Consider the following 6,603-nt stretch of genomic DNA (forward strand, 5'->3'; position numbering starts at 1 on the left):
GACGGCGTCACCCGCGCCTGGGAGCCGATCGACGTGCGGGTCCGGGCCTCCGCCGAGCGTCTGCCCGGCCCGTACGGCGTGGTGCGGCTCCGGCTGCGGCTGGAGAACACCAGCGGGTGGACCGGGGAGGAGCGGCCCGAGGCGCTGCGGCGCTCGCTCGTCGCGGCGCACGCGCTGCTCGGCCTCACCGGCGGGGTGTTCCTCTCGCTGGCCGACCCGCCGGAGTGGGCGCGGCCGTACGCCGAGGCGTGTGAGAACCTCCGCGCCTGGCCGGTACTGGTCGCGGACGACCTGATGCTGTCCTCTCCGGTCATCCTGCGGGACCGGCCGCACCTCGCCGCGGAGGAGCCCGGCGAGGCGACCGGAGTCCACGAGCCGCCCGGCCCGCGCGCGACGACGCTCACCGACCGGCCCTGGTGGGAGCCTGGCGCCGACGCGTCGATCTCCCCGGAGACCGACCGGATCACCATCGCCGGGCACGAGGTCGGCAAGGGCAGCAAGGTGCGCCTGACCCCGGACGGACGCGCGGACGCGCAGGACATGTTCGTGGCCGGGCGGATCGCCACCGTCGAGGCCGTGCTGCTCGACGTCGACGGCTCGCGGCACCTGGCCGTCACCGTCGACGACGACCCCGGCACGGACCTGCGCCGGGCCCAGGGCCGCTACTGGTACTTCGGCCCCGAGGACGTGGAGCCGCTGTGAAGATCCTGGTCGCGGGCGTGGGCAACGTCTTCCTGGGCGACGACGGGTTCGGCGTCGAGGTCGCCCGGAGACTCAGCGAGCGGCCCGGCCGGACTCCGCTGCCCGACGGCGTCGTCGTCGGCGACTTCGGCATCCGCGGCGTCCACCTCGCCTACGAGCTGTCCGCGTACGACACGACGATCCTGGTCGACGCCGCGCCGCGCGGCGAGGAGCCCGGCACGCTGTACGCCCTGGAGCTGGAGGAGGGCGAGCCCCACCCCGTCGTCGACGCGCACGGGATGACCCCCGACGTCGTACTCGGCCTGGTCGGCGCTGTCGGCGGCGAGATGCGGCGGGTCCTGCTCGTCGGCTGCGAGCCCGCGGACGTCACGCCGGGCATGGAGCTCAGCCCCCCGGTCGCCGCGGCCATCGAACCCGCCGTCCGGCTGGTTCGCGAACTCATCGAGGAGGAGCTCCGTGACCATCAGGCAACCCACGGCGGGGCGGGTGACGTGAATGCATGAGATCGGACTCGCCGAGGCGATCCTCGAGGCGGTGGAGAAACGCGCCGCCGGCCGCCAGGTCTTCCGGGCGACGATCCGGGCCGGCGCCCTGCTGCGGATCGTCGAGCCCTCGATGGACCAGGCGTTCCAGCTGGTCACCGAGGGCACCGTCGCCGAGGGCGCGGCCATCGACATGGTCGTGACCCCGGCCCGGCTCACCTGCCGGGCGTGCGGTCACGACGGCAGCACGCTCGACCCGCTCGCGGTCTGCCCCACGTGCGGCGACGGCGACGTTGACGTGACCGGCGGCGACGAGCTGGTGCTGGAATCCATCGAGATAGGGGAGGCACACGATGTGCCTGGGAATCCCGGGGGAGATCGTGGAGATCCTCCCCGACCAGCCTGACCTCGCCAAGGTCGACGTCAGCGGCGTCCGGCGGGCGATCAACATCGGGCTGATCGCCGACGAGAGCCCGCGGCCGGGCGACTGGATCCTCATCCACGTCGGGTTCGCCCTGTCCAAGATCGACGAGGCCGAGGCCAAGGCGGCGATGGACTTCCTCGAAGGCGTCGGCCAGGCCTACGCCGACGAGGTCGAGGCGCTACGGGAATCGAGGATCGAGTGATGCGTTTCGTCGACGAGTACCGCGACGCCGACCAGGCCCGCGCGCTGGCCGCCTCGATCGCGAGCCTGTGCGACCCGGGCCGGGAGTACAAGTTCATGGAGGTCTGCGGCGGGCACACGCACACGATCTACAAGCACGGGCTGGCGGACCACCTGCCGGAGAACGTCACGCTCGTGCACGGCCCCGGCTGCCCGGTCTGCGTGATCCCGATGGGCCGGGTGGACGACACGATCCACATCGCCGAGCAGGACGACGTCATCATGACCTCCTTCGGCGACATGATGCGGGTGCCCGGCGGGCGCGGGTCCTTCTTCGACTCCAAGGCGCATGGCGCCGACATCCGCATGGTGTACTCCCCGCTGGACGCGCTGAAGATCGCCCGGCAGAACCCGGACAAGAAGGTCGTCTTCATGGCGATCGGCTTCGAGACGACCGCGCCGTCCACGGCGATGACCGTGCTGCGGGCCCGGGCCGAGGGAGTGGGCAACTTCTCCGTCTTCTGCAACCACGTGACGATCATCCCGGCGATCAAGGCGATCCTCGACTCTCCGGACCTGCGGCTCGACGGGTTCATCGGCCCCGGCCACGTCTCGACGGTGATCGGCTGCCGGCCGTACGACTTCATCGCCCGGGAGTACGGCAAGCCGCTGGTCGTCGCCGGGTTCGAGCCGCTCGACATCCTGCGGTCGATCCACATGCTGCTCACGCAGCTCGCCGAGGGCCGCTCGGAGGTGGAGAACCAGTACGGCCGCGTCGTGCCGTGGGAGGGCAACCCCAAGGCGCTCAGGGTCATCTCCGAGACGATGGAGCCGCGGCCGTACTTCGAGTGGCGGGGCCTGGGCTTCATCTCCCACTCCGCGCTGCGCGTCCGCGACCCGTACGCCGAGTTCGACGCCGAGCGGATCTTCCAGATCCCCGGCGGCCGGGTGACCGACCCGAAGGCCTGCCAGTGCGGTGAAGTGCTCAAGGGGGTGCTCAAGCCCTGGGAGTGCAAGGTGTTCGGCACCGCGTGCACGCCGGAGACGCCGATCGGCACCTGCATGGTCTCCTCCGAGGGCGCCTGCGCCGCGTACTACAACTTCGGCCGGTTCTCCCGCGACCGGGTACGGGAGGCGACCCGTGACTGAGCGTTCCGCGGAGTGGGCCGAGGCGGCCGTGCGCGAGCACGCGCACACCGAGGTCGCCGACCGGGAGGAGCAGGTGCTCGAACGCATCGAACGGGCCCGCCGCCGCAGGCCGCGGCTGCGCGAGGACGCCATCACGCTCGCCCACGGCTCCGGCGGCAAGGCCACCCACACGCTCATCGAGGCGGTCTTCCTCGACGCGTTCCGCAACCCGCTGCTCGAACCCCTGGACGACGGCGCCCGGTTCGGCGTCGACGGCGCGTCGATGGTGTTCACCACCGACTCCTACGTCGTGTCGCCGCTGTTCTTCCCCGGCGGCGACATCGGCGACCTGGCCGTCAACGGCACCGTCAACGACCTGGCCGTCTCCGGCGCTGAGCCGCTGCACCTGTCGGCCGGTTTCATCCTGGAAGAGGGCTTCCCGGTCGCCGATCTGCGCCGGGTCGTCGCGTCGATGCGCGCCGCCGCCGAGGCCGCGGGCGTGGACATCGTCACCGGCGACACCAAGGTGGTCCAGCGCGGCAAGGCTGACGGCTGCTACATCAGCACCGCCGGGATCGGCGTGGTCCGGCGCCCGCCCGGCGGCGAGGTACGGCCGGGCGACGCCGTCCTGGTCTCCGGCCCGATCGGCGAACACGGCGTGACGATCATGCTGGCCCGTGGCGAGCTGGACATCGAGTCCGACCTGGCCTCCGACACCGCGCCGCTGAACGGCCTGGTCACGACCTTGCTGGACGCCTGCGGCGACCGCGTGCGCCGGATGCGCGACGCGACGCGCGGGGGAGTGGCGACGATCCTCAACGAGGTGGCCGGCGACGCCGGCGTGGCCGTGGTCGTGGACGAGGACGCGATCCCGGTGCGTCCGGACGTGCGCGGGGCCTGCGAGCTGCTCGGCATCGACCCGCTGTACGTCGCCTGCGAGGGCCGCATGGTCGCGGTCGTGTCCGGCGACGCGGCCGGCGACGCGCTGGCCGCCCTGCGCTCCCACCCGCTGGGCGAGGGAGCCGCGATCGTCGGGCGGATCGGCGCCGACCCGCCCGGGCTCGTCCTGCTCAAGACCACGTTCGGCGGCACCCGTATCGTCGACCTGCTGGTCGGGGACCCCCTGCCCCGGATCTGCTGAGGTGGCGGACGTTCCTCATCCAGTCGCCCGCGTCACCGCCGGCGGGCGGGCGCGACGGAGAGCAGGATCGCGAGGACACCGACGACGATGGCCATGGTGAGAAAGGCACCGGCATAGCCGGCGTCGCCGATGAACCATCCGAGCGCGGCGGCCCCGGTTCCGACACCACCGTCGTAGGCGATGTTCCAGATCGTGCTCGCCGTGCCGCCGCGACCGTCGCCGAGGCGCTGGACGCTCAGCACGAAGGAATCGTTCTGGCAGGCACCGAACCCCGCGCCCAGCAGCGCGGCCCCGACGAACAGCAGGCCGTGGGAGCCGGTCAGGGACAGCGAGATGACCGCCAGCCCGGCCGCGCAGCACAGCACCGAGACCGGCACCAGCCTGCCCGCGCCATGGCGATCGCCGACGGCCCCGGCGCCGAGCCGCGCCGAGACCAGACCGGCCGACGCCGCGAACAACGCCCACGACGCAGTGCCGGCTCCCCGCACGGCCACCGGCAGGAAGGTCGTCGCCGCCCCGAACGATCCGGCGGTCAGCACGAACAGCGCGATCGGCACCGCGATATCGCGGACGTCGGCCATCGACCCGAGACGAAACCGGCCACGATGCCCGCGCGGCAGCAGCAGGGCCAGCGCCGCACCGGCGAGGCACGCTGCCGCGGAACCCCAGAACACCACCGGGAAGCCCTGGTTCCGGGCGATCCAGATCCCTCCGGCGAGCGCTGCGAGGTTGGGCAGAGCCGCGGCCACGCCGTACAGCGACGCCGAGGAGGACAGCTTCCCGTCGGCGGCCAACTCGGCGACGAGCGTGGCTCCGGCGGTGACCACGAGCGCGAAACCGATACCGCGAACGACGGTGATCGTCGTGATCGGCGCGATGTCCGCGGAGAGACCGTACAGCGGTGTCGGAGCCCCGAGCAGCGTCGCGCCGACCACCACCATCGCTCGCAGGGAGATGACCTTGAAAAGCCACGGGGCGGCCACCTGCGTGGCCACGGTGGCCGCCATCATGGCGCCGGTCGTGGACCCCACTGCCACGCTGGCGGCTCCGCCGGTGGCGGCCCACAGCGGGACGACCGACAAGAGCGCCGCATAGTTGACGAAGGCGAGAAAGGTCACCGCCAGGAGCACGGCGAAGCCTCGCGGCCGTGAGGCCCGGCCCTCCTCGCCGTGCGCGCGGTCCCCGCCCGGACCGCCCGTCAGGACGACCTCCGACGTCATCGTCTCAACCTCGCTCTCCGGTCGCCGGTCCTGGGGTCGAAAGCGTCCAAGCGGCGTCCGAACGGGGACCGCGTGACGTGGACGACGTCCTTTTCGCAGCTCCTGTGACTGATCACGATAGTTGGCGCCTGTTCCCGACCGTAATCTCCTCTCATGACGTTCGTGATCACCGTCGTGCTCGTGCTGCTGCTCGCCGCCTGTGCTCAAGCGGCTCGCGAGGCGGCTCGGCGCGGCCGGTCGAGGAAGTCGGCGGCCTGGGCCACATCCAACGGCTGGTCGTTCCAGGAGGGAGACGTCAACGCGGCGTGGCGGGATCGCGTCCCGGCCCTGCCCGGATTCGCGGTCCGGCGGATGGTGTCAGGGACGGTCGAGGACCTCCCGGTGACGATCGCGGACGCCGAGTACGAGACGAAGCGCGGTGGCAGCCCTCCCACCCGCGTCATCCACGATCTGATCATCCTCTGCGTACGCCTGCCCGGCCCGGGGCCCGAGACCCGGGTCGAGGCGCGCGGGGCGGGCTCGGACGTCCTGCGCGCGGTCGGCCTGAAACATCGGCCGTCCATCCAGACCGGCGATGCCGACTTCGATCGGCGATTCGCCATCGTCACCGACGACCCCGAGTGGGCGGCCCGGCTCTTCTCGCCCGGACTCCTCAAGGCCATCAGCGCCGACGACGTCCGCTCGTGGACGCTGCACGGGGACGAAATGCTGCTGGTCAAGAAGGAACGGTTCGTCGTCTACGAGGCAGGCAGGCACGCCGCCGACATCGTGCGGATGGCGAACCTGATACTCGAGTAGACCAGCCATCGGCGGCGAAACCGCAGGCGTGACTCAGTCCGGGGACGGGCCGGAGAGGGCGCGGGCGGTGGCGACCGCGGCCTGGCCCAGGCTGATGCCGCCGTCGTTCGGCGGCACGCGGCGGTGGACCAGCACGGCGAAGCCCTCGGCCTCCAGGCCGGTGACCGTACGGTCCAGGAGCAGGACGTTCTGGAAGACTCCGCCGGACAGCGCCACCGTCGTCAGTCCGGTCGTCTCCCGCAGGCGTACGGCGCCGGCCACCACCAGGCGGGCGACCGTGTTGTGGAACCGCGCGGCGACCGCCGGCACCCCCGAGTCCAGGTCGGCCACGACGGCCGCGACGAGGTCGGCGCCCCGCACGGTGAAGGGCGACCCGCCGTCGAGGCGGACCGGATAGGCTCCGCGTTCGCCCGGGTCGGCGCGCTGCTCCAGCTCGACGACGGCGTCCCCCTCGTAGCCGACGCGGTCGCGGACGCCGAGTACGGCGGCGACGGCGTCGAACAGCCGGCCCACGCTCGACGTCGGCGG

Annotated in this window: 8 protein-coding genes and 1 pseudogene; 7 read left to right on the forward strand and 2 right to left on the reverse strand. The window is 72.3% G+C overall.

Annotated features, from left to right (window positions below; genetic code table 11):
* From ACFFNX_RS38005 to hypE, 6 genes and pseudogenes are all read left to right on the forward strand, one after another.
* Positions 1-702: pseudogene (locus tag ACFFNX_RS38005) on the forward strand (hypothetical protein); the annotation flags it as partial.
* Positions 699-1,205: a hydrogenase maturation protease gene (locus tag ACFFNX_RS38010; protein WP_378210928.1), complete on the forward strand. Its 507-nt coding sequence runs from the start codon at positions 699-701 to the stop codon at positions 1,203-1,205. The pseudogene ACFFNX_RS38005 and the gene ACFFNX_RS38010, both read left to right, overlap by 4 nt.
* Entirely contained in the window at positions 1,198-1,590 is a 393-nt protein-coding gene (locus tag ACFFNX_RS38015) for a hydrogenase maturation nickel metallochaperone HypA/HybF (protein WP_378210930.1), read from the forward strand. Before ACFFNX_RS38010 ends, ACFFNX_RS38015 begins: the two co-directional genes overlap by 8 nt.
* Positions 1,565-1,810, forward strand: a complete 246-nt coding sequence (locus tag ACFFNX_RS38020) for a HypC/HybG/HupF family hydrogenase formation chaperone (protein ID WP_378210931.1) — start codon at positions 1,565-1,567, stop codon at positions 1,808-1,810. Before ACFFNX_RS38015 ends, ACFFNX_RS38020 begins: the two co-directional genes overlap by 26 nt.
* A complete protein-coding gene (hypD, locus tag ACFFNX_RS38025) occupies positions 1,810-2,937 on the forward strand; it encodes a hydrogenase formation protein HypD (protein WP_378210932.1) in 1,128 nt (375 codons plus the stop codon). The genes ACFFNX_RS38020 and hypD overlap by 1 nt, the downstream gene beginning before the upstream one ends.
* Positions 2,930-4,057, forward strand: coding sequence for a hydrogenase expression/formation protein HypE (hypE, locus tag ACFFNX_RS38030; protein ID WP_378210934.1), 1,128 nt, complete (start codon positions 2,930-2,932; stop codon positions 4,055-4,057). The genes hypD and hypE overlap by 8 nt, the downstream gene beginning before the upstream one ends.
* A 32-nt stretch (positions 4,058-4,089) precedes the next feature.
* Here the strand turns inward: hypE and ACFFNX_RS38035 are convergent, their stop codons facing one another.
* Positions 4,090-5,277: an MFS transporter gene (locus ACFFNX_RS38035; protein ID WP_378210935.1), complete on the reverse strand. Its 1,188-nt coding sequence runs from the start codon at positions 5,275-5,277 to the stop codon at positions 4,090-4,092.
* 153 nt (positions 5,278-5,430) lie between these two features.
* Between ACFFNX_RS38035 and ACFFNX_RS38040 the strand changes: the two genes are divergently transcribed.
* Positions 5,431-6,075 carry a hypothetical protein gene (locus ACFFNX_RS38040; protein ID WP_378210936.1) on the forward strand — a complete coding sequence of 215 codons (645 nt, stop codon included), beginning with the start codon at positions 5,431-5,433 and terminating at the stop codon, positions 6,073-6,075.
* A 33-nt stretch (positions 6,076-6,108) separates the two neighbouring features.
* Here ACFFNX_RS38040 and ACFFNX_RS38045 read toward each other — a convergent pair.
* A partial coding sequence (locus ACFFNX_RS38045; protein WP_446678549.1) for a Kae1-like domain-containing protein occupies positions 6,109-6,603 on the reverse strand: 495 nt, incomplete at its 5' end.

Source organism: Actinoallomurus acaciae (assembly GCF_042429965.1).
Lineage (GTDB): Bacteria > Actinomycetota > Actinomycetes > Streptosporangiales > Streptosporangiaceae > Actinoallomurus > Actinoallomurus acaciae.

Excerpts from the sequence above, each read along its gene's own strand:
- ACFFNX_RS38040 (WP_378210936.1), top strand. The coding sequence starts at position 5,431 with ATGACGTTCGTGATCACCGTCGTGCTCGTGCTGCTGCTCGCCGCCTGT.
- ACFFNX_RS38035 (WP_378210935.1), bottom strand. The coding sequence starts at position 5,277 with ATGACGTCGGAGGTCGTCCTGACGGGCGGTCCGGGCGGGGACCGCGCG.
- hypD (WP_378210932.1), top strand. The coding sequence starts at position 1,810 with ATGCGTTTCGTCGACGAGTACCGCGACGCCGACCAGGCCCGCGCGCTG.
- ACFFNX_RS38015 (WP_378210930.1), top strand. The coding sequence starts at position 1,198 with ATGCATGAGATCGGACTCGCCGAGGCGATCCTCGAGGCGGTGGAGAAA.